At 66.0% G+C, this 21,421-nt stretch carries 15 protein-coding genes and 1 tRNA gene; 9 read left to right on the plus strand and 7 right to left on the minus strand.

What is annotated here, in order from left to right:
• The first annotated feature begins 127 nt into the window (after nt 1–127).
• From prpD to H7J73_RS03910, 4 genes are read left to right on the plus strand one after another with little or no spacing between them, the layout of a single operon-like run.
• Nucleotides 128–1,636, plus strand: coding sequence for a 2-methylcitrate dehydratase PrpD (gene prpD, locus H7J73_RS03895; RefSeq protein WP_207760758.1), 1,509 nt, complete (start codon nt 128–130; stop codon nt 1,634–1,636).
• Entirely contained in the window at nt 1,633–2,553 is a 921-nt protein-coding gene (gene prpB, locus H7J73_RS03900) for a methylisocitrate lyase (RefSeq protein ID WP_094483537.1), read from the plus strand. Before prpD ends, prpB begins: the two co-directional genes overlap by 4 nt.
• Nucleotides 2,550–3,662: a bifunctional 2-methylcitrate synthase/citrate synthase gene (locus H7J73_RS03905; protein ID WP_094483538.1), complete on the plus strand. Its 1,113-nt coding sequence runs from the start codon at nt 2,550–2,552 to the stop codon at nt 3,660–3,662. Before prpB ends, H7J73_RS03905 begins: the two co-directional genes overlap by 4 nt.
• Before the next feature lie 19 nt (nt 3,663–3,681).
• Complete coding sequence (locus tag H7J73_RS03910; protein WP_094483539.1) at nt 3,682–7,074, plus strand: pyruvate carboxylase; 3,393 nt, start codon at nt 3,682–3,684, stop codon at nt 7,072–7,074.
• A 380-nt stretch (nt 7,075–7,454) separates the two neighbouring features.
• Here the strand turns inward: H7J73_RS03910 and folP are convergent, their stop codons facing one another.
• The gene (folP, locus tag H7J73_RS03915) at nt 7,455–8,243 is read right to left on the minus strand and encodes a dihydropteroate synthase (RefSeq protein ID WP_264065907.1); all 789 of its coding nucleotides are present in this window, start codon (nt 8,241–8,243) and stop codon (nt 7,455–7,457) included.
• A complete protein-coding gene (gene mobF / locus H7J73_RS33490) occupies nt 8,240–12,979 on the minus strand; it encodes a MobF family relaxase (RefSeq protein ID WP_276030844.1) in 4,740 nt (1,579 codons plus the stop codon). The genes folP and mobF overlap by 4 nt, the downstream gene beginning before the upstream one ends.
• Before the next feature lie 282 nt (nt 12,980–13,261).
• Here mobF and H7J73_RS03930 point away from each other — a divergent pair, with 282 nt between their 5' ends.
• Nucleotides 13,262–13,765, plus strand: coding sequence for a hypothetical protein (locus H7J73_RS03930; protein ID WP_094484324.1), 504 nt, complete (start codon nt 13,262–13,264; stop codon nt 13,763–13,765).
• A 348-nt stretch (nt 13,766–14,113) separates the two neighbouring features.
• Here H7J73_RS03930 and H7J73_RS03935 read toward each other — a convergent pair whose 3' ends face one another.
• Complete coding sequence (locus H7J73_RS03935; protein WP_165774330.1) at nt 14,114–14,287, minus strand: hypothetical protein; 174 nt, start codon at nt 14,285–14,287, stop codon at nt 14,114–14,116.
• A 6-nt stretch (nt 14,288–14,293) separates the two neighbouring features.
• Here H7J73_RS03935 and H7J73_RS03940 point away from each other — a divergent pair, with 6 nt between their 5' ends.
• A complete protein-coding gene (locus H7J73_RS03940; protein ID WP_264065908.1) occupies nt 14,294–14,437 on the plus strand; it encodes a hypothetical protein in 144 nt (47 codons plus the stop codon).
• 82 nt (nt 14,438–14,519) lie between these two features.
• Here H7J73_RS03940 and H7J73_RS03945 read toward each other — a convergent pair whose 3' ends face one another.
• Nucleotides 14,520–15,782 (minus strand): type II toxin-antitoxin system HipA family toxin, encoded by a 1,263-nt coding sequence (locus tag H7J73_RS03945; protein WP_094484325.1) that lies wholly within the window; start codon nt 15,780–15,782, stop codon nt 14,520–14,522.
• Nucleotides 15,763–16,113, minus strand: coding sequence for a helix-turn-helix domain-containing protein (locus tag H7J73_RS03950; RefSeq protein ID WP_094484326.1), 351 nt, complete (start codon nt 16,111–16,113; stop codon nt 15,763–15,765). Before H7J73_RS03950 ends, H7J73_RS03945 begins: the two co-directional genes overlap by 20 nt.
• A gap of 423 nt (nt 16,114–16,536) precedes the next feature.
• On the opposite strand from H7J73_RS03950, the gene H7J73_RS03955 reads away from it, so the two are divergent.
• A complete protein-coding gene (locus H7J73_RS03955) occupies nt 16,537–18,183 on the plus strand; it encodes a recombinase family protein (protein WP_264003176.1) in 1,647 nt (548 codons plus the stop codon).
• Here H7J73_RS03955 and H7J73_RS03960 read toward each other — a convergent pair.
• A tRNA-Leu gene (locus tag H7J73_RS03960) sits at nt 18,165–18,250 on the minus strand. The two genes, H7J73_RS03955 and H7J73_RS03960, sit on opposite strands and share 19 nt — an antisense overlap.
• A 101-nt stretch (nt 18,251–18,351) precedes the next feature.
• Here H7J73_RS03960 and H7J73_RS03965 point away from each other — a divergent pair.
• Nucleotides 18,352–19,698, plus strand: coding sequence for a M20/M25/M40 family metallo-hydrolase (locus H7J73_RS03965; protein WP_264065909.1), 1,347 nt, complete (start codon nt 18,352–18,354; stop codon nt 19,696–19,698).
• A 36-nt stretch (nt 19,699–19,734) separates the two neighbouring features.
• Nucleotides 19,735–20,265: a YbhB/YbcL family Raf kinase inhibitor-like protein gene (locus H7J73_RS03970; RefSeq protein WP_264065910.1), complete on the plus strand. Its 531-nt coding sequence runs from the start codon at nt 19,735–19,737 to the stop codon at nt 20,263–20,265.
• Between the two features lie 81 nt (nt 20,266–20,346).
• Here the strand turns inward: H7J73_RS03970 and H7J73_RS03975 are convergent, their stop codons facing one another.
• Entirely contained in the window at nt 20,347–21,420 is a 1,074-nt protein-coding gene (locus H7J73_RS03975) for a quinone-dependent dihydroorotate dehydrogenase (protein ID WP_264065912.1), read from the minus strand.
• Nucleotide 21,421 lies beyond the last annotated feature (1 nt).

The raw sequence follows: 21,421 nt of genomic DNA on the forward strand, positions 1-21,421 counted from the left end.
CGGGCCAGCCTACCGCGAGCTGAATTCGCAAGATCCGCAACATGGCCCTACAAAGGACGCAAAATTACGCATTTACAGTGGGTTTTGTGTCTGTGACTGCCTGCGTACTGTGCGAATCATGTCGAGCTTGCAGTTTCATGACGTCCGGACCCGGCGCAGCGCCGAGGAGTTCCCGCGCTCCGAACACCTCGCGTGGAAGATCGCCGAAATGGCGGCCGACCCGGTGGCCGTTCCGGCGGAAACCGAAGCGATGGTCATCAACCGCATCATCGACAACGCCGCAGTGTCGGCGGCTTCGGTCATCCGGCGGCCGGTCACCGTGGCCCGCACTCAGGCCCTCGCGCATCGCACTGCGCGCAGCGGCGCCAAGGTCTTCGGTGTCCCCGGGAGCGTCTCACCGGAATGGGCCGCCTGGGCGAACGGAGTCGCCGTCCGCGAGCTGGACTTCCACGACACGTTCCTGGCCGCCGAGTACTCGCACCCCGGTGACAACATCCCGGCTTTGGTCGCCGTCGCCCAGCATCTCGACGTCCGCGGCGCCGACCTGATCCGTGGTATTGCCACCGCATACGAGGTCCAAATCGATCTCGTCAAGGGAATCTGCCTGCACGAGCACAAGATCGACCATGTCGCTCACCTCGGACCCGCGGTGGCCGCCGGCCTGGGAACCATGTTGCGTCTGGACCCACAAACCATCTACAACGCCCTCGGGCAGGCACTACACCTAACCACGGCCACCCGCCAATCACGCAAGGGACTGATCTCGAGCTGGAAGGCCTACGCCCCGGCCCTGGCCGGCAAGATCGCGATCGAAGCGGTCGACCGTGCGATGCGCGGCGAGGGCTCGCCCGCCCCCATCTGGGAAGGCGAGGACGGCGTCATTGCCTGGCTGTTGTCGGGCCCCGAGCACACCTATCAGGTGCCGCTGCCGAAACCGGGCGAACCCAAGCGCGCCATCCTGGACAGCTACACCAAGGAACACTCCGCCGAATACCAGAGCCAGGCGCCGATCGACTTGGCCCGCCGACTTCGGGATCGCATCGGTGATCTCGATCAGATCGCCACGATCGTGTTGCACACCAGCCATCACACCCATGTCGTGATCGGCACCGGCTCCAATGACCCGCAGAAATTCGATCCCGACGCATCGCGCGAAACCCTCGACCACTCCGTGATGTACATCTTCGCGGTGGCGTTGCAGGACGGCTCTTGGCATCACGAACGGTCCTACGCACCTGAGCGTGCGCACCGTCCCGACACGATCGAGTTGTGGCGCAAGATCTCCACGGTCGAGGATCCCGAGTGGACCCGCCGGTATCACTCCGCTGATCCCGCGGAGAAGGCGTTCGGCGCCAAGGCGGTAGTGACACTCAAGAACGGTGACGTCATCTCCGACGAGCTGGCCGTCGCTGACGCCCATCCGCTGGGTGCGCGGCCCTTCGAACGCGACCAGTACGTCGCCAAGTTCAGTGAATTGGCCGAGGGGGTCGTCGAAGAAGCCGAGCAGGAGCGTTTCCTGTTGACGGTCGGCGAGTTGGCCGGCCTCAAGCCCGGCGAGGTCGACCGGCTCAATGTGTTGGTCGATCCGCGGGTGCTCGACAAGGCACCGACCATACCGGCGGGAATCTTCTCGTGACCGGCGGCCTCATCGGCGCGGTGGCATCACCCGCCGACAAACGCGCCCGGTTTCGTCGTGGCCTGGAATCCGGTCGGCTGCTTCGCTTTCCAGGAGCGTTCTCCCCGCTGGTCGCCAAGCTCGTTGCCGAGATCGGCTTCGATGGGGTGTACGTGTCCGGTGCGGTGTTGTCCAATGACCTCGGACTGCCCGATATCGGCCTGACAACCCTCACCGAGGTCACCACCCGCGGGGGCCAGATCGCCGGTGTCACCGATCTACCGACGTTGATCGATGCGGACACCGGATTCGGTGAGCCGATGAGCGCGGCGCGCACCGTCACGGTCTTGGAAGATGCCGGCCTGGCCGGCTGCCACCTGGAAGACCAGGTGAATCCGAAGCGGTGCGGCCACCTGGACGGCAAGGCCGTGGTCCCGACCTCCGAGATGGTCAAGCGGATCCGGGCGGCAGTTGCGGCGCGGCGCGATCCGAATTTCATCATCTGCGCCAGGACCGATGCCGCCGGGATCGAAGGCGTACCCGCCGCGATCGACAGGGCCAAGGCCTACGCCGAAGCGGGCGCTGATCTGATCTTCACCGAAGCGCTCTACACCCCTTTGGATTTCGAACAGTTCCGCGCAGCCGTCGACACGCCGTTGCTCGCGAATATGACGGAGTTCGGCAAGTCGGAACTGCTCACCGCTGCCCAGTTATCCGACATCGGCTACAACGTCGTCATCTACCCGGTGACCACGCTTCGGCTGGCGATGCATGCCGTCGAGGTCGGATTGCGCGAGATCGATTCTGCCGGGACGCAAGCAGGACTGCTCGACCAGATGCAACACCGCAGCAGGCTGTACGAACTGCTGCGCTACGCCGATTACAACCAGTTCGACTCCGATATCTACAACTTCGCGCTGCAAGGAGTAACACCATGAGTGCTCCCACCATCCACAAGGGGTTGGCCGGTGTGGTCGTTGACACGACCGCGATCTCCAAGGTGGTTCCCGAGACCAACTCGCTGACGTATCGCGGCTACCCGGTGCAAGATTTGGCCGCACACTGCAGCTTTGAGCAGGTCGCCTATCTCCTGTGGCACGGCGAACTGCCGACCGACCAGGAGTTGGCGCTCTTCGCCCAACGGGAACGTGCATCCCGGCGTATCGACCGTTCCATGCTCGGCCTGCTGGCCAAGCTGCCCGACAACTGCCATCCGATGGATGTGGTGCGGACCGCCATCAGCTATCTCGGTGCCGAGGACCCCGACGAGGACGACAGCACACATGCCGCCAACTACGCCAAGTCGTTGCGGATGTTCGCGGTTCTCCCGACGATCGTCGCCGCGGATATCCGGCGCCGGCGTGGGCTGGAACCGATTGCACCGCATAGCCATCTGAGCTATGCGGAGAACTTTTTGCAGATGAGTCTCGGCGTGGTGCCCGATCCGGTGATCGTCAAGGCATTCGAGCAGTCGATGATCCTCTACGCGGAGCACAGCTTCAACGCGTCGACGTTCGCCGCGCGCGTCGTCACTTCGACCCAGTCGGATATCTACAGCGCGGTGACCGCTGCCATCGGAGCCTTGAAGGGATCGCTGCATGGGGGAGCGAACGAGGTCGTCATGCACGACATGATCGAGATCGGGTCGGCTGACCGGGCTGCGGAATGGTTGCACGGCAAGCTATCCCGCAAGGACAAGGTGATGGGCTTCGGCCACCGGGTGTACAAGAACGGCGACTCCCGAGTGCCGACGATGAAGGCGGCACTGACCCGCGTAGTCGAGGCCCGCAACGGCCAGCGCTGGATGGACATCTACAACGCGCTGGAAAGTTCCATGTTCGCCGCCACCAAGATCAAACCCAACCTCGACTTCCCGACCGGTCCTGCTTACTACCTGATGGGCTTCGACATCTCGAGCTTCACACCGCTGTTCGTGATGAGTCGGATCACCGGGTGGACCGCGCACATCATGGAGCAGGCGGCGTCAAACGCGTTGATCCGGCCGCTGTCCGAATACTCCGGCCAGCCTCAACGCGCGCTCATCTAGCGCAGCTCGAAGGGGACGTGTGTTTTCCAAGGTTCTGGTTGCCAACCGCGGTGAGATCGCGATCCGCGCGTTTCGTGCCGCCTACGAGCTGGGCGTGGACACGGTTGCGGTCTACCCCTACGAAGATCGCAACTCGTTGCATAGGCTCAAGGCTGACGAGTCGTATCAGATTGGCGTAGAGGGTCATCCGGTTCGCGCGTACCTGAGCGTCGACCAGATCGTGTCGACAGCGCTGGCCTGCGGCGCCGATGCGATCTACCCCGGCTACGGGTTTTTGTCGGAGAACCCCGAACTGGCCGCGGCGTGTGCTGCGGCCGGTATCACGTTCGTCGGCCCGTCTGCCGACGTGCTGCAGCTCACTGGTAACAAGGCCCGGGCGATCGCCGCGGCCCGGGCTGCCGGGCTGCCGGTCCTGGCGTCATCGGAACCGTCGGCTGACGTCGACGAGCTGGTGGCCGCTGCATCGTCGATGGAATTCCCGCTGTTCGTCAAGGCCGTCGCCGGCGGCGGCGGGCGCGGGATGCGTCGCGTCGCTGACGCAGCCGATCTCCGCGAGGCCATCGAGGCCGCCTCGCGCGAAGCGGAATCGGCGTTCGGTGACGCGACGGTGTTCCTGGAGCAAGCGGTGATCAACCCCCGTCACATCGAGGTGCAGATCCTGGCCGACGGTTCCGGTGAGGTCATTCACCTGTTCGAGCGGGACTGCAGTGTGCAGCGCCGCCACCAGAAAGTCATCGAGCTGGCGCCGGCGCCGAATCTGGATCGGGGTATTCGTACGCGGATCTGTGACGACGCGGTGGCGTTCGCCCGCCAGATCGGATACTCGTGCGCGGGCACGGTGGAGTTCCTGCTCGACGAGCGAGGGCGCCATGTCTTCATCGAGATGAACCCGCGAATCCAAGTGGAACATACGGTGACCGAGGAGATCACCGACGTGGATCTCGTGTCCGCCCAACTGCGCATCGCCGCCGGAGAGACGTTGGCGGACCTCGGACTTACACAGGACACAGTCCGGATGCACGGTGCAGCCATCCAATGCAGGATCACCACGGAGGACCCCGCGAACGGGTTTCGGCCGGATACCGGACGGATCACCGGATACCGCTCTCCGGGTGGCGCAGGTATCCGTCTCGACGGTGGCACGAACGTCGGCGCTGACATCACCGCCCATTTTGACTCGATGCTGGTCAAGCTCAGCTGTCGTGGAAGTGATTTCGCCACGGCGGTCCGACGGGCCCGACGCGGAGTAGCGGAATTCCGCATCCGAGGCGTGTCCACGAATATCCCGTTTCTGCAGGCTATTCTGGACGATCCCGCCTTCCAGTCCGGCCACGTCACAACGTCATTCATCGACGAGCGACCGCAATTGTTGACCTCGCGCTCCAGCGCCGACCGCGGCACCAAGATCCTGAACTACCTGGCAGATGTCACCGTCAACCAGCCGCATGGACCGCGGCCCTCGGCGGTCTACCCCCGCGACAAGCTGCCCGATATCGACCTGACGGCGGCTGCACCGCCAGGCTCCAAACAGCGGCTGACCGCTCTTGGCCCGGACGGGTTCGCGCGGTGGATGAGGGAGTCCAAGAAGGTCGGCGTCACCGACACGACATTTCGGGACGCGCACCAGTCGTTGTTGGCTACGCGGGTGCGCACCAGCGGACTTCTGCGGGTTGCACCGTACATCGCCCGCATGACGCCGGAGCTGCTCTCGGTCGAATGCTGGGGCGGAGCTACCTATGACGTGGCGTTGCGATTTCTGAAGCAGGACCCCTGGGATCGGTTAGCGGCGTTGCGCGAGGGACTACCGAACATCTGCCTGCAGATGCTGCTCCGTGGTCGCAACACAGTCGGTTACACGCCGTACCCCGAGCGGGTCACCCACGCGTTCGTTGACGAAGCGGCGCAGACCGGTGTGGACATCTTCCGGATCTTCGATTCGCTCAACAACATTGATGCGATGCGTCCCGCGATCGACGCGGTGCTGAATACGGGCACGACCGTCGCCGAGGTGGCCATGTCGTACACCGGCGACTTGTGCAGTCCGCACGAGGAGCTCTACACGCTGGACTATTACCTGCGGCTGGCGGAATCGATCGTCCACGCCGGAGCCCACGTCCTTGCCATCAAGGACATGGCCGGATTGTTGCGTGCGCCGGCGGCGGCAACCCTTGTTGCCGCCCTGAAGTCACGCTTCGACCTGCCGGTACATGTGCACACGCACGACACCCCGGGTGGGCAGTTGGCGACCTATGTGGCCGCCTGGACGGCGGGCGCCGATACTGTCGATGGGGCGGCAGCGCCGCTGGCCGGCACCACCAGCCAGCCGTCGCTGTCGTCGATTGTGGCTGCGGCGGCGCATACCGAATTCGATACCGGGCTGTCGTTGGCGGCGGTATGTGATCTGGAGCCGTACTGGGAGGCGCTGCGAAAGGTCTACGCGCCATTTGATGTTGCGGCGTCCGGACCGGCTTTTCCGACCGGGCGGGTGTATACCCACGAGATCCCGGGCGGCCAATTGAGCAACCTGCGCCAGCAGGCCATCGCGTTGGGACTGGGGGACCGGTTCGAGGACATCGAGAATGCCTACGCCGGCGCCGATCGCGTACTGGGCCGGTTGATCAAAGTCACCCCGTCGAGCAAGGTGGTGGGGGACCTCGCGCTGTCGCTGGTCGGTGCAGGAGCCAGCGCGGACGAGTTCGCGCAAGACCCGGCGCGCTACGACATCCCCGGCAGCGTCATCGGGTTCCTACGTGGAGAGCTGGGCGATCCACCCGGTGGGTGGCCAGAACCGTTGCGCACCAAGGCTCTCGACGGTCGTTCCCTGGCGGAACCGGAGCAGGAGTTGACCGCCGAGCAGGAAGCAGTACTGGCGGCGCCGGGACCGAAGCGCCAGGCGATGCTCAATCATCTGCTGTTCGCAGGGCCAACCGCCGAGTTCGAAGCGCACCGTGAGGAATTCGGCGACACCAGCCGGCTGTCGGCGAACCAGTTCTTCTACGGCCTGAGGCACGGCGAAGAACATCGGGTGAAACTGGAACCCGGAGTGGAATTACTGATCGGGTTGGAAGCGATCAGCGACGCCGACGAGCGCGGCATGCGGACCGTCATGTGCATTATCAACGGACAACTGCGGCCGGTCGTGGTCCGAGACCGCTCGATCGCCTCTGATGTCCCGGTATCGGAGAAGGCCGACAGGACCAACCCCGACCACGTGGCCGCACCGTTCGCCGGGGTGGTTACCGTGACCGTGGTCGAGGGCGACACCGTCGAGGCGGGCCAGACCGTGGCGACCATCGAGGCGATGAAGATGGAGGCTGCGATTACCGCCACCAAGGCCGGCACGGTCAAGCGCGTCGCGGTCGCCGCCACCGCCCAGGTCGAAGGTGGCGATCTGCTCGTGGTCGTCAACTGACCGTCAATCAGACTGTCGACGCTGCCTTTTCGGTCTCTCAAACCGGTACCGCATCAGATTGTCCGGGGGTAGAGTAAGGCCAGGGCCGCCCTCACCCAGCCAGTTGGTGATGGCGGCCGCCGCGTCTTCGTCGAGGACGAACCCGAGCCATGTCGGTCGTCCTCCGCTTTGATGTCCTGTTCTGGATGGGGACACCACGAGGACGTTTGATCGCTCGCAGGGTCCTAGGCAGTCCGTGATCCGAAAATTGGCTACCCCCCGCAACAGGTCGCGTAGGAGTACCAGCTGGGCGTCGTGATCGAACCCGGGGTGCTTTCTCGTCGTACCGCAGCAGCAACCACGGCACATGGTGACGGTAGGTCTGGACTGGTCCACCGGCATCAGCCCCAGATCGTATTCAGCATCGCGATGGTGTCGATCGTCTCCGGCACGTCGTGGACTCGAATGACGTCCACGCCAGCAGACCACGCCGGCCCGATGACCGCCAGAGAGGCCGCGAGACGATTGTCTACATCGCGCCCAGTCACGGCTCCCAAGAACGACTTCCGGCTGGCGCCCAGCAGCACGGGGAAGGGTCCGCCGCATAGTTGAGGGAGGTGGCGCAGAAGCCGCACGTTGTCGGCGGGAGATTTCCCGAATCCGATCCCCGGATCAACCCACACGCGGGAGGCGCCACTATCGACGGCGGCGTGGGCGGTGTCCGTGACGAAGGCCGTGATGTCGGTGCAGACGTCGCCGTAGCTGGGATAGACCCCGGCGACCACCGGCACGGTGTGGGAATGCATGCTGACGTAGCCGACGCCGAGGCGGCCGGCCACTTCATAGAGCTTGCCCGACACATCGTTGACGATCCGGGCGCCGGCGTCGACCGCGGCTTCGGCGACCTCGGCATGCCGAGTATCGACCGAGGCGACGCCGAACCGAACCAATTCCGCGACAACAGGTATGACCCGGGCGAGCTCTTCGGCCACCGAGACAGGGTCGGCGTCGGGCCTGGTCGATTCACCGCCGACGTCGACCGCCCATGCACCGGAGTCGAACATCTGCCGCCCCGCGCTTACTGCTCGCTCCAGCGTCTCGAATCTGCTTTTCGCCCAGAAGGAATCGGGAGTGGCGTTGACGATTCCCATGACGCGCATCGGAGTGGCGCGGAGCCGGGTGCCGGTCACGGTTTTGGTGCCCAGTAGGCCAGCATCTCGGCGAAGGTGTCGAAGGCCGGCTTCGAGACACCATAGGGCGCTTCGAAATGCAGACTCAGCGGGAACCCCAAGGCCTCGTAGGCGGCTTCGGCGGCGACCCAGCCGGCGTGTGCGTGCGCCACGTCGTGTTGGTAGGGCCGCTGCTCGACGTGGCGGCGGTGCAGCGCGATCAGTTCGCCTGCTGCGGCCTGCTCGGCCGGGCCCCCGCGCGCGGAGAGCACCGCCTCGGCCAGCGCCCGAGCGCGCGCCTTGGCCTCAGCGCAGCGGGCCCGCAGTTCGGTGATGTCGATGTCGAGATTCGGGGTGGCCGCTGGGCGCTCGGTGAGCAGGGAGTAGAAGTCCAGATCGCCGAGACTGTCCTCGAATTCGGAGTCGTAGCTCAGGTACTCGTCCTGGCCGGGATCAGCAAGGTGATCGGTGCCGATTGGGTGCAGCGGCGGCTCGTTCAATGATTGTCCGACGCTGTCGGCGGGGTGCGGGATGTCGGTGTCGATGTCGGCGGCGTAGTGGGTGAGCAGCTCGACGCGGTAGGTCAGAACGCGGGCGTATTCGTCGGGGCGGATCGCGTCGTCGTCGAGCGCGTCGAGCAGGTACTCAGCCGCCGCGGCCAGCAGGTCCGCTGATGGCCAGTCCGAGGCGTTGACCGCGGCGACCAGCGCGGGCCAGGCCGGGTCACCGGTAATGGTTTCGGCAGCCGCGCTGCCCAGGATGCAGTGCAGCTCGGCCGTCCACGGTGGGCGGAGCCGTTCGTTGGAGGCGTCGAGGGTGGCCGGGGCCAGGGTGCCGGCCAGCCGCCACCACAAGGCGGCGGCGGGCAGTTCGTCGGGCAGTGCGCCGTGACGGGCCATCGCCTCGTTGACGAGCGCGGCGACGTCCGCGCCGGCGCGCGCGGCTTGGTCGAGGTGGGTGGCCAGCCGTGGCCAGAACGGGTCGGCGGTGATGTTCGGGTCGATGCCCTCGGCCAGGGTGCGCCACCGGGTAGCGCCGTGTCCGCCGCTGATGAGTGCGGCGTCCAGGCGCTGATGGAGCAGGGCCTGGAAGGACGCGGAGCGGTTGGCGTGCTGGGTGGGTCCGGTGATGCGGGTGTCGGCGGGGTCGACGTCGTGGGCGGCGCGGAACACTGCGATTTCGGCGAGCAGTCCGGGTCGTTGACCGGCCAGCGGGCGCGCCCATACCGGTGCGGTTGCCGGGGTCCAGGCGCGGGCATGTTCGCGGATCTGCTCGGCGATCGCTTCGACGAGTTGGGCACGGGCAGTGAGATAGCGCGCCCAGGCCGATTCGTCCTGAAGTGCTGTGGGAATCGAGGGCAGCCAGCGTAGCGGGCCGACGATGTCCAGGGCGGAGTTGTCGGGGGTGGGCAGGCGCCAATCCAGCACGGCGGCGGGGTCGGTGGCGTTGCCGAGCGGGCGCTGCGCGGCGTGCGCCAGCGCCTGCTGCGGGTCGTGGCCGTCGAGGGCCAGCAGGGCCAGGTTGCGCCGCAACACTGGCCACGCTTCGGCGTTGGTGATGTCGGGGCGCAGGGCGGTGGCGGCGGCGTCGATGCGGGCCATGGTGTCGGTGCCGGCGAGCTGCTCGGCGGCGCTGGAGAGGGCGTCGGTGTACATGTCGGCCGCGCGCGCCAGGCGGGTGAACGGATCGCGTTCGGCACGTTGCGTGCTGTGCGCGGAGATCTGTGCGCCGTCGCGGCGCAGGATGCCTGACAGGATGTCCACCGCGGTCGGGGGGTGGGTGGCTTTGGGGGTGAGGATGGCGTGCGGGTCGGCCTCGCTGGTGGAGAAGTAGATGTGGTTTTCGCGCCTGCCGCGGGTAAGGGCGACGTAGAGCTGTTCGCGGGTCAAGGTGTCGGAGCCGACCACGTGGCATTCGTGGCGGGCGGTCGATCCTTGGGCGCCGTTGATGGTGCGGGCATACCCGAGCGTGGTGTTCGTCTGGACGTAGCGGGCGGGCAGCCGGGCCATGGATTCGGTGTCGGATCCGGTCAGCCGCGACACCGTGACGGTGCCGCGGTCGTTGATGTCTTTGATGACCCAGCGGTGCCCGTTTTTGACCCAGCCGCCGCCGGGGATGTGCAGCCAGCGTGCGTTGCTGCGTGTCAGAATCCAGTCCCCGACGCTGGCGGTCAACCCGTCGGACAGGGTGACGGTGCGGGTGTTGTCCGGGTGCGGGTCGCCGCGCAGCCGGTCCAGGCGGGCGCGTTCGTTGAGTTCGGCGACCAGCTCGTTGGTGGGGGCGATGAGCAGGGCGTCGCGGCCCTCGCCGATGGCTTCTGCCCATGCCTGATAGGCCATGTCGGCGGCGACGTGTTCGGCCCCGACGTGGACCCGGCTGTGGTCGAGGTAGAACGCGATGCCGGTGGGGTCACCGTCACGCAGGGCGAGGCTGGCTGCGCCTTCGGCGGCCCCGATGATGGGGTCAGTGAACCGCACGACATCCGACAGTGTGAGGGCCCCGTGCTGGGCCACGATGTCGCGCAGCACCCCGCCCGCGGCGACTGAGGCGAGCTGCTTGTCGTCGCCGATGAGGCGCACGCTGGCACCGTGGGCCAGGGCGTGGGAGATCACCGCATCCAGCCCTGTGGTGGACGCCATGCCGGCCTCGTCGACCACGATCAGGGTTTGGGGGCCGATGTGGTCGAACCAGGTGCGGGCGGGGTCATCGGCGGCCGGTGGGGGACCGCCGCCGCGCCCGGAAAGTTGGACCAGTTTGTCGATGGTGTCGGTCGCTGCGCCGAGGTCGGCGGCCAAGACTTCGGCCGCCGCGGCGGTCGGTGCGAGGCCGATGACGTTGCCTCCGCTGTTGGCCCACGCGGCCGCAAGGGGGGCCATCGCGGTGGTCTTGCCGGTGCCGGCGGGGGCGAGTGCGAGTTGCACGCGGGCCCCGGAGGTGGCCATGTCGCGCAGCAGGGTTTGTTGGCCGTCGTTGAGTTCCGCACCGTGCTGGGCGTGGGCTTCCAGCAGAGCGAGGCCAATGCTGTCGTCGTCGACGACATGGCCGCCGGAAAGCCCTGCGGCGTGCAGGATTCGGCGCTCTGCGGCGAGGATCTCGGCGCTGGTGTAGGCGGTGGTGTCGTGGCGGGTGTAGACGCTGGCGCCGTCGCGGCGGCGCAGCACGTCGGGCTCGTTCATCTCGGTGTCGGCGGTGGTCGTCAACGCGATGCTGTGGGTGCCCAAGGCGGCTGCGATGATGCGCTCCGCCACCTGTGGCGTGTCGTGGCAGTCGGTGTAGCGCAGGACTCTTGACACCTCGGCGCGAACATGGTTGATCTGCCATGTCGAGCGTGACGCGGAGACCGTGCCGATGACCTTGGCGGCCTGTTCGGCGACCCACTGCTCGGTGACGGTGACGCGTTCGCGTGGGGCCCGCCCGGAGGTCAGTGCGGCGACCATCGCGTCGAGTTCGCGGTGGCTTCCCAGGGCGCCGATGGCCTCGGTCCGCCACTGGTGGCGCTGCTCTGCCAGCGACCGTGGTTCGTGCTTGGCGGCTCGGGTTTCCAGCGTGGCTTGCTGGGACAGGGCCAGCATCTCCACCGCGCTGGGCTCACGCCCGTGGACCTGTTGGAAGTCTTTGGCGAGTTGGCCGACGCGGTGCTCGATGGCCGCCCGGCGCGACGACCACACGTCGATCAGTTGGGCTGACATGCCGACGATTTCGCGGACGGGCCGCTTGCCCGGTTCGGGGGTGTCGTTGGCGAAGCTGACGCCGAGTTCGGCGATCAGATTGGCCTCGCACAACGTGTTGTACAGCTCCGATGCCGACACCTTGGCTTTGTAGAGCGGTTGGCCATCGAGGGCCAGCCAGCGGGGGATGCCATCGGGGCCGATCGCGCATACTTTGTTGCTCACCGCGACGTGGGTGTGCAGGTTCGGATCCCCGGCACGGGAGTCGCGGTGATCGAAGGCGGCGGCGATGAATCCGCCTGCGTCGACCTGGGCTACACCGTTGGTGCCCATGCGGGAGAAGCAGGCTTGGGATTCGAGGAACGCCAGGGTGTCGGCGACGGCTTTGTGGTGGCAGTCTTCGATGGTTTTGGCGATGCTCAGCGGGGCTAGTGCCCACAGTGCGGATACCGATTTGACGGGGGTGAACGTCAGGTCGTACCCGGCTACGGCGGTGGTGTCTAGGCGTGAGAGCCGGGCGATGAACCCGGTCAGTTCGCGCTCGTCGAGGTGGGTGCGGCCGTAGCGTTCGACGAACATTTCCGCGGCGACGGTGGTGCGGATTTCGGCGCGCACTTCCGGGTCGAGCGGGGCGTTGGTGGCGCGGCCGATGGTGTGGTTGTAGCTGCTGTAGGCGCCGCGCAGCCGGCGGGTGAAGTCGTTCTCGTTGGCGCCCAACCGGAATGGGCGGCCGAGCTTGGCGGCGGCGTGTGCGCCGTCGACCCATACCCCGATGCCGGTGAGGTGTTCGGTGATCTTGGTGGCGTTGGGGTGCAGCCCTTCCCCGAAGAGTGCCTTCATCTGATCTTCGGTGACTTCGGAGCCCTTGGGCACCCCCCAAAGCTGTTGGACCAGAGGGTTGTCGGGGTCGCGGCTGACCGGCCGCCCGAGTGCGGCCAGGCCGCTTCCGACCCAGCGTCCGGGGGTCTCTCCCTTGCTTGAGTAGTAGTCGGTGAGGCTGGCCCGGCCCAGATCGGTGCCATCGGCGACGGCGACCTGCCGGAGCAGGTAGGTGTACCCGTCTCCGGCGGTTAATTTGTGTAGGCCCATCACCGCGCGATCACCCCGAAAACGCTAGGGCGCAACCACCCCTACAGCACCGCCCAAAGTTGATGCACCGAGTGCCGTTATCGTTTCGTGACCTCAATGCACTAGGTGTGATCGACACAGAAAGGCGACCTAAGGGCGCAGGTGAAGACGGGCCGAGGGGGCGGTAGGTGGGTGTGCGGCGTCAGATGCACTTGGGGGAGTGTAGGAATGGCCGCTGCGCGGATGCAGGACATGTGGTTGGGGCACTGCTGGCGGGGTGGTGGAGGTTTTAGGTTGAGCGCCATGGCGAACAAAGTGTCGAAATCGAAGTCAGCGGTGCGGGCCGCCCGCGAAGCGGTGAAGGCCTCGCAGAAGGAAGTGCTCGAACGGGCCGCGCGCAATGCCGAGGACCTGGCGGTGTTCTTCTCCAGTCGGGAACGGCTCGACGCGGTGGATGAGTGGCTGGAAGCCAAGACCGCCGGCCTCAAAAAGCAGGCCGAGGGCAAGCGCGCCGAGCATCGCCGCACGGCCGGTCAGGCGGTCGTCGCGCTGCGCAATCGCGGACAGACGCTGCGCGACATCGCCGGCTTGACCGGAGTGAGCGGAAAGGTGCTGCGCGAACTGATCCGCTCCGCAGAATCGACCGCACCGAATGACTTGGGCCCGGACCAGGCGACGCAGACCCGCCGCAACCCCGATGACGCTGGCGCACGGAGCGGTGGCGTTGCCGCGGTGTGCTCCGTGATGTCACCGCCGGTGAGTCCAGCAATCGGCGTGCCAGACGAGACGTGGCCGGCGTCGGGTTAGCGCGAGCGCACGGTGAGGACAGATCGACGGAGCTCGCAACCACCACAACTGGTGGTCGACCCGGTTCGTGATGCCGCCGAGATCGCCCGGTTCGAGCAAGCCGTCGGCCGCCACGAACTGATGGCTTTTCACCGGGGCGATCGTCGGAGACGAGTACGGCAGACACCGCGTCCGCCGCGATAGCCGCCGGATCATGCTGCGTACCAATCGGTACGGGTTGGCGGTGGGTTATCCGACGTCGTTGTGCGCACGGCACCGCCTGCATGTGAGAGTGGTCAGGCGGTGGTCGTCGACCCGCCGCGGCCGGTACTGAGTGAGTACCTGCCGCCCGGGTGGAATGGGCCATGCCTATCCGGCGGCGAAGGTGATGGTGATGTCGTAGAAGTTGGCCATCGTCGGGAAGACGTCGGTCAGGTCGGCGTGGCGCGTGTAGGCACACTCGGCGCCCGCTGAGTGATTGTCGGAGGCGCCAAGGATGCCCGCGAGCAGTCGGAGGCGTTGTGCGGCGTGGCATGGTGGCATGGTGGCATGGTGGAGCGTGAATTGGCGCGCATGCTGCTCGCAACCGGCAGCGTGGCGGTGGCGAGGTATTTGCACTGGATTGTCGACGGGAACTCGGAGGCTCAGGTTTCTATCGACATGAGCTGGCCGGCAGCGCCGCTGGTGCTCTGAGCTGTGCGGCCTGGACCGATCGGCCCGCGCCGCCATCCACGCCGCGGAGGTGGCTCGCCAAACGACTACACGAATCTTCCGATCACGACGCGGTGTATCCGTAGCTCGCGTACGGGTTCAGGATCTGCCTGCGCCACAGTAAGTTGCGCTGCGCTCGGGTCAGCTTGGCTAGGTCAGCAGCCTCGTCGAAGTTGTGTTCGATGGCCGCGACTTGGGCATCTACGACTGCACGTCCCTCTGCGGTGGTCAGGCCGTACACCGGCGCAGCGGCAACAACCGCGGCGAACGAGCTGTCGCGGTTTCCCTCGCGGTCGAATGCCAGCGCCTGTGACGAGGTCTCACCAGAGCGGATCTGCGGGCACAGGTCATATGCCGGGGTCAGATCTAAGGCCTTGCCGTCCCAGAAGGCGGCGTGGTTGCGCGCGTGGTCGTCGTTATTGCCGATGGCTACGTTGAACACGATCCGCTCGAACAGCCGTCGGCCGACGGCGGCGTCGGTACTGGTGCGGCGCAGCACGTCGAGCAAGTCTGGGTAGGTGGCGTAGCGGCCTTCCATCTCGTCGAGCCCGAGCATGGTCAACGCCGAGACGATGATCCGCCGCCCACCGCCTGCGGGGCGGTCGAACCGTTCGATGACGAGGACGTCACGGCCCAGCGATGTGGTGACAAACGATGCGGTGGTGTCGATTCCGGCTCGTCGAGCCAGTTCCAGTGCCAGCGCCTCGGCATTGACGACCGGATACGGGTCCGATGCCGAAGAGAACTTGGCGATGTGGCTCCTGCCGTCGACATCGATGAGCGCCTTGGGCCGGGCGCCCCCGATCGAGGTTCCCCGCAGCAGCGCCGCTCCCAATTCCTCGTTCAGTTCGCGGCCCTGATCCAGCGTGTGCGCGGCAGCATGCAGTTCGTCCAACGATGCCGACGCCCCGCGCGGGACGTAGATCTCGGGGCTGGTCTGAAAGTCCAGCCCGCCAATGCGATTGGATCCCGACTCCAGGAAGTAGGTGATCTGGTCCAGGTCGGTCGTATCGGCGTCGCGTCCGGCGACACCGTGGAGTCGTTCCAGGATTACGCGCTGACCCCACGAATCAGGGCCGGCGTCGCGCAGCGCGGATGCAATCGACATATTTGGGGGTGGAGCCTGCCAGTCAGAGCGCAGCGGGAGCTCGGGTTCATAGAGGCTGATGGCGTCATCGCGTTCGAGGTAGCTGCGGCCATAGCCGAACTCGTATCGGCGGCCGCGACTCTGAAAGCGCAACCGTCCGGCTGGGATCGGGTTGGTGTGGCCGGGGAGCCAGACCCAGACGAACGCGTCGCGTGGCGCCTCAGAAGTCGAGAGCGCCATCGGCGTCCGATCCCATCGATCGTGGCTGATACTCACGCGACGGAAGCAGCGCCACACGCTCTTCGCCGCGCCGACGAAGCCGGGCTAGCTCGTCGTCGTCGGCGCCGAACAGTCGCACGCCAACTACTGACGCCGCACTGAACACGGTTCCGATGGAGACTCCGGCTGCGCCGCGTTCAATGGCGGTGATGGTGCGCGGGTCAGCCCCGATGCGCATGCCAAGGTCCGCGGCCGTCCACTTCCTGTCGTGCCGGGCCGCCCGGATCTGTGTACCGAGTACTACAAGGGCGTCCATCGCGGCGCGGGTCGGCGCGATCACTCGCTTCACCATAGCTACCTACCTTTAAATGTCATTAAATGGATTCTATCAACATTTTATCGCTAGTAAAGAGCGTGACAACCCCGGGCGAACGGCGGCTTCGCCCGGCTTTGGACTGCACTGCTCACGCTGTGGCGATCGACTAATCCGATCTTCCAGGGGCGTAGCACAGCGACGATCACGCCCCGACAATCAGGAGTATCACCGCATCACGATCGACTCCTTGAGATCGCGATGGGTCGAACTTCAATCCGGAGAGAGGAGCATGTGCGCCTTGAACGCTCGCGGATCCTTTCCTGACTCGGACGCTCATGGAGAGGCTATTGGAGTTGTGATGCCCGAGGACTACGTACTGCCGTATGAGGCCGACCGCGCGCTGATACGCGTAATACTGGCGGTACGGGGACGGAAGCTCCGAGGAGGCAGAGGGGTCGCGTGAGCGTTAAGTTCGCCTTTTATGGCCGAGTAAGCACCGAGGATGCCCAAGACCCTCAGGCGAGCCGTAGCTGGCAGAAGCGACGTGCTTTGGACCTGATCGCTCCGCATGGCGGCGTTCTCGTCGCCGACTATTTCGATATCGGGCAGAGCCGATCGCTGCCGTGGAAGCGCCGGCCAGAGGCTGCACGCTTGCTTACGGATGTCTCCTCTCGGGACCGCTCGTTCGATGCTGTGGTGATCGGGGAACCGGCCCGTGCTTTCTACGGCCCACAGTTCGCGCTCACCTTCCCAGTGCTTACGCACTACGGAGTCGGCTTGTGGGTGCCCGAGGTCGGGGGCGCCGTCGATCCGGGCTCGGAGGCACACGACCTGGTGATGACTCTCTTCGGCGGGATGAGTAAGGGGGAGCGCGCCCGAATCCAGATGCGTGTCCGCATGGCGATGTCGGCGCTGGCGCAGGATTCGTCCAGATATCTCGGTGGTCGGCCACCGTACGGCTACCGGCTAGTCGATGCCGGTCCGCACCCCAATCCGGCGAAAGCGAATCTCGGTCAACGGATTCACCGCCTCGATCCTGACCCGGTGACAGCTCCGATCGTCGAGCGGATTTATCGCATGTACGCCGAAGGGGCCGGTCTGCGGTTCATCGCGCAGCGACTGACTGACGAAGGGGTGCCCTCGCCGAGTCAGTACGACCCGGCCCGGAATCGGCATCGTGACCCGCGAGGTTGGTCCCATTCGGCGATCCGCGCGATGCTCGATAACCCGACATATCTCGGCACTCGGGTGTGGGGTAAGCAGGAGAAGTTCGAGGTTTTGCTGGACCCGGATGATGTCGCGGCGGGGTATGAGACGCGGATGCGCTGGCGTGACGCCGGGGACTGGATCGAACCGAACCAACGCACGCACGAGCCGTTGATATCGGACGACCTGGCAGAGGCCGCCAGACTTCGGACCCGGGCGCGCAGGGGGCCAAGTCGAATATCCGACAGGGAATCGACTGTGCCGTACGCGCTGCGCGGTCTGCTGTTCTGCGCCGCGTGTGGACGGCGTATGCAGGGGGCGGCCCGCTCCGGCAAGCGATCAACACGCATTCTGTACCGCTGTGAGCTGGGCAAATCGCGTTCTGTCCCCATTGATCTGACAGATCACCCACGCACCGTCTACCTGCGTGAGGACGATGTGACTTCGCGACTCGACCCATGGATCGCCAGTCTGGCTGACCCGGAGAATTTGGCTCGTGGGCAGGATGCGGACTCGGCTGGGACTGCTCGCTATGCGGTGTTGCAACGCCAACTCGGCGAGGTGAATCGCAAGATTGCGGCTTTGGTGACTGCGGTGGAGTCTGGTGTGGCCGTCGATGAATTAAGGGGTGCATTGGTTCAGCGCAGCGCGGAGCGCGACGAACTGAAGGCACAGCTTGAACTCATTGAGCGACCGCACGTCATGACTGCCGCAGAGATCGAGAATGTGATCAAGGAATTGGGCGGGCTCCGCGCGATCATGGATGCTGCTACGCCGGCCGAACGTGCCGAGATTTACTTCAGCTTAGGTTTACGTCTCGACTACGACCCGCACTTAAGGCAGGTCACGGCGACGGCCGACCTAAGTCGTGTCGCCGGACGTGTCCGAGGGGGGACTTGAACCCCCACGCCCGTTAATAGGGCACTAGCACCTCAAGCTAGCGCGTCTGCCATTCCGCCACTCGGACATGCCCACCTCTACGGGATGGGCAGCTTAGGCTAACGGATCTGCCGGCCCGTTCCCAAACCAGGCGCTTCTGCACTGGTCGGTAGTGGTAGGAATGGCCCTGTGACAGCCCAACCCGACCACTCCATCCAGCCCACCGATGAGGTCGTTGACTTCGTCAGTTCCCTGATCCGGTTCGACACCTCCAACACCGGTGAGTTGGAAACCACCAAAGGTGAGGAGGACTGCGCGCGCTGGGTCGCCGCACAACTCGAAGCGGTCGGCTACGAGTGTGAATATGTCGAGTCCGGCGCGCCAGGGCGGGCCAATGTATTCGCCCGCCTCGAAGGTGCGGATCGTTCGCGCGGTGCGCTGATGGTGCATGGTCATCTGGACGTGGTGCCTGCCGAGGCCGCCGACTGGAGCGTGCATCCGTTCTCCGGCGCCGTCGTCGACGACTACGTGTGGGGCCGCGGCGCCATCGACATGAAGAACATGGTCGGCATGATGGTCGCGGTGGCGCGGCACTTCAAACGCACGGGCATCGTGCCGCCCCGCGACATCGTGTGGGCGTTCGTGGCCGACGAGGAGGCCGGCGGCAAGTACGGCTGCCGGTGGCTGGTGGAGAACCGGCCGGATGTGTTCGACGGCGTCACCGAGGCCGTCGGCGAGGTCGGCGGCTACTCGCTGACCGTGCCGCGCAAAGACGGCGGCGAGCGACGGCTGTACCTCATCGAGACGGCAGAAAAAGGCATGCTGTGGATGAAGCTGACCGCCAGGGCGCGCGCCGGCCACGGGTCGATGATCCACCGCGACAACGCCGTGACGATTCTGGCCGAAGCGGTGGCCAAGCTGGGGAACCACCAGTTCCCGTTGGTGCTGAGCCCGGCGGTCAAGGAATTCCTCACCGCGGTGGCCGAGGAGACCGGCTACGCCTTCGACCCGGACTCGCCCGATCTCGAGGGCACCGTCGCGAAGCTCGGTTCGATCTCGCGGATCATCAATGCGACGCTGCGCGATACCGCCAACCCGACGATGCTCAAGGCCGGCTACAAGGCCAATGTCATTCCGGCGACGGCCGAGGCGGTGCTGGACTGCCGTGTGCTGCCCGGCCGCCAGGCTGCCTTCGAGCGTGAGGTCGACGAGATCATCGGCCCCGACGTGACGCGGGAGTGGATGACCGAACTGCCTTCGTACGAGACGACGTTCGACGGGGACCTGGTCGATGCGATGAATTCGGCCCTGCTGGCCGTCGACCCCGAGGCCCGCACCGTGCCCTACATGCTTTCGGCCGGTACTGACGCGAAACACTTTGCCCGCCTGGGTATTCGGTGCTTCGGTTTCATCCCGCTGCGGTTACCGCCCGAATTGGACTTCACCGCACTGTTCCACGGCGTCGACGAACGGGTACCCGTGGACTCGCTGAAGTTCGGCGTCGAGGTGCTGGAACACTTCCTGAAGAACTGCTAGATCCGACAGAACCGCGAAGAACCGAGAGGACGTCCGATGCCTTTTCCGTACAACCCCTACGATTTCCTGCCTGAGCTGCCCTCGTTCACGCTGACATCGACGTCGCTGATCGACGGCGACCCGGTACCGAATTCGTTCGTCAGCGGGCTGATGGGGGCCGGTGGTGAAGATGTCTCGCCGCAGCTGAGCTGGTCGGGTTTTCCGGAGGAGACCCGCAGCTTCGCGGTGACGGTCTACGACCCGGATGCGCCGACCGGGTCGGGGTTCTGGCACTGGGCCGTGGCCAACCTGCCTGCCACCGTGACAGAGCTGCCCGCCGGCGTCGGCGACGGCAGCGAGCTGCCTGGTGATGCCGTCACCCTCGTCAACGACGCGGGCATGCGACGCTTCGTCGGCGCCGCCCCGCCGCCCGGGCACGGTGCGCACCGCTACATCGTCGTCGTACACGCCGTGAAGGTGGAGAAGCTGGAACTCAGCGAGGACGCCTCACCTGCTTACCTCGGCTTCAACCTGTTCGCGAATGCCATCGCGCGGGCCACGATCACCGGGACCTACGAACAGCACTGACGCCCCCCGCGAGCGCACGTGTCGTACGCGACAGGCCGGGTGCCGGTGGACCCACACGTGCGCTCGCGGCCCGGCGGTGATCTAGCGCGTTGCCGACCCGACTGCGTCAGACAGCGTCGCGAACCCGCCGGCGTGCAGCCGGTGGGCGATACCTTCGTGAATCTGCTTGACCCACAAGCCGCCTCCGTAGATGAAGCCGGTGTATCCCTGCAGCAGGGAAGCGCCGGCGGTGATGCGTTCCCATGCATCGTCGGCGGTCTCGATACCGCCGACGCTGATCAGCACCAGACGGTCGCCCACCCGGTCGTACAACCTGCGCAGCACTTCGAGGGACCGCTGCGCCACGGGCGGACCGGAGATGCCGCCCGAACCCAGCTCGGTGACCCCCGGGGTCCGCAGCCCGGCGCGGGAGATGGTGGTGTTGGTGGCGACAATGCCGGCCAGTCCCAATTCGACTGCCAGGTCGGCGATTTCGTCGACATCGGCGTCGGAGAGGTCCGGGGCGATCTTCACCAGAACCGGTGTGGACGTTTCTTCCATCACCGCCGCCAGGATGGGGCGCAGGGATTCGACGGACTGCAGGTCACGCAATCCGGGGGTGTTGGGGGAGCTGACATTGACCACCAGATAGGCCGCCAGCGGGGCGAGCAGCCTGGCGCTGGTGCGGTAGTCCTCGACGGCATCCTCAGGCGCTGTCAGCTTGGTCTTGCCGATGTTCACCCCGATCGGCACATCGGAACAGTGATGGGTCAGGCGCAGAGCCAGCGCCCCTGCGCCGTGGTTGTTGAACCCCATCCGGTTGAGCAGCCCGCGATCCTCGGGCAGCCTGAACAGGCGCGGCTCGGGATTGCCCGGCTGCGCCTGCGCGGTAACGGTGCCCAACTCGGCGTACCCCCAGCCCAGTGCGCCCCAAGTGTTGACGCCGAGCCCGTCCTTGTCGAATCCGGCGGCCAGGCCCATCGGTCCGGGAAAGCGGATCCCGAACACCGTGCTCGCCAACCCGGGATCGCTCGGGGCCAAGAGACGCCGAAGTCGACGTCGGACGGCGCCGGACACCGTCGCGCCCCGCAGCGCGGCGAAAGCCAGCGTGTGAATGCGTTCCGGTGGCACCAGGAACATCGCGCGGCGTAGTACGCCGTAGGCCGCAGAAGTCACG

Origin of the sequence: Mycolicibacterium komossense (genome assembly GCF_025822605.1) — a bacterium.
Taxonomy (GTDB): domain Bacteria; phylum Actinomycetota; class Actinomycetes; order Mycobacteriales; family Mycobacteriaceae; genus Mycobacterium; species Mycobacterium komossense.

Coding starts and splice junctions, on each gene's coding strand:
- H7J73_RS03905 (WP_094483538.1), top strand. CDS start 2,550: ATGAGTGCTCCCACCATCCACAAGGGGTTGGCCGGTGTGGTCGTTGAC.
- mobF (WP_276030844.1), bottom strand. CDS start 12,979: ATGGGCCTACACAAATTAACCGCCGGAGACGGGTACACCTACCTGCTC.
- H7J73_RS03930 (WP_094484324.1), top strand. CDS start 13,262: ATGGCGAACAAAGTGTCGAAATCGAAGTCAGCGGTGCGGGCCGCCCGC.
- H7J73_RS03935 (WP_165774330.1), bottom strand. CDS start 14,287: ATGCCACCATGCCACGCCGCACAACGCCTCCGACTGCTCGCGGGCATC.
- H7J73_RS03940 (WP_264065908.1), top strand. CDS start 14,294: ATGGTGGAGCGTGAATTGGCGCGCATGCTGCTCGCAACCGGCAGCGTG.
- H7J73_RS03945 (WP_094484325.1), bottom strand. CDS start 15,782: ATGGCGCTCTCGACTTCTGAGGCGCCACGCGACGCGTTCGTCTGGGTC.
- H7J73_RS03950 (WP_094484326.1), bottom strand. CDS start 16,113: ATGGTGAAGCGAGTGATCGCGCCGACCCGCGCCGCGATGGACGCCCTT.
- H7J73_RS03970 (WP_264065910.1), top strand. CDS start 19,735: ATGCCTTTTCCGTACAACCCCTACGATTTCCTGCCTGAGCTGCCCTCG.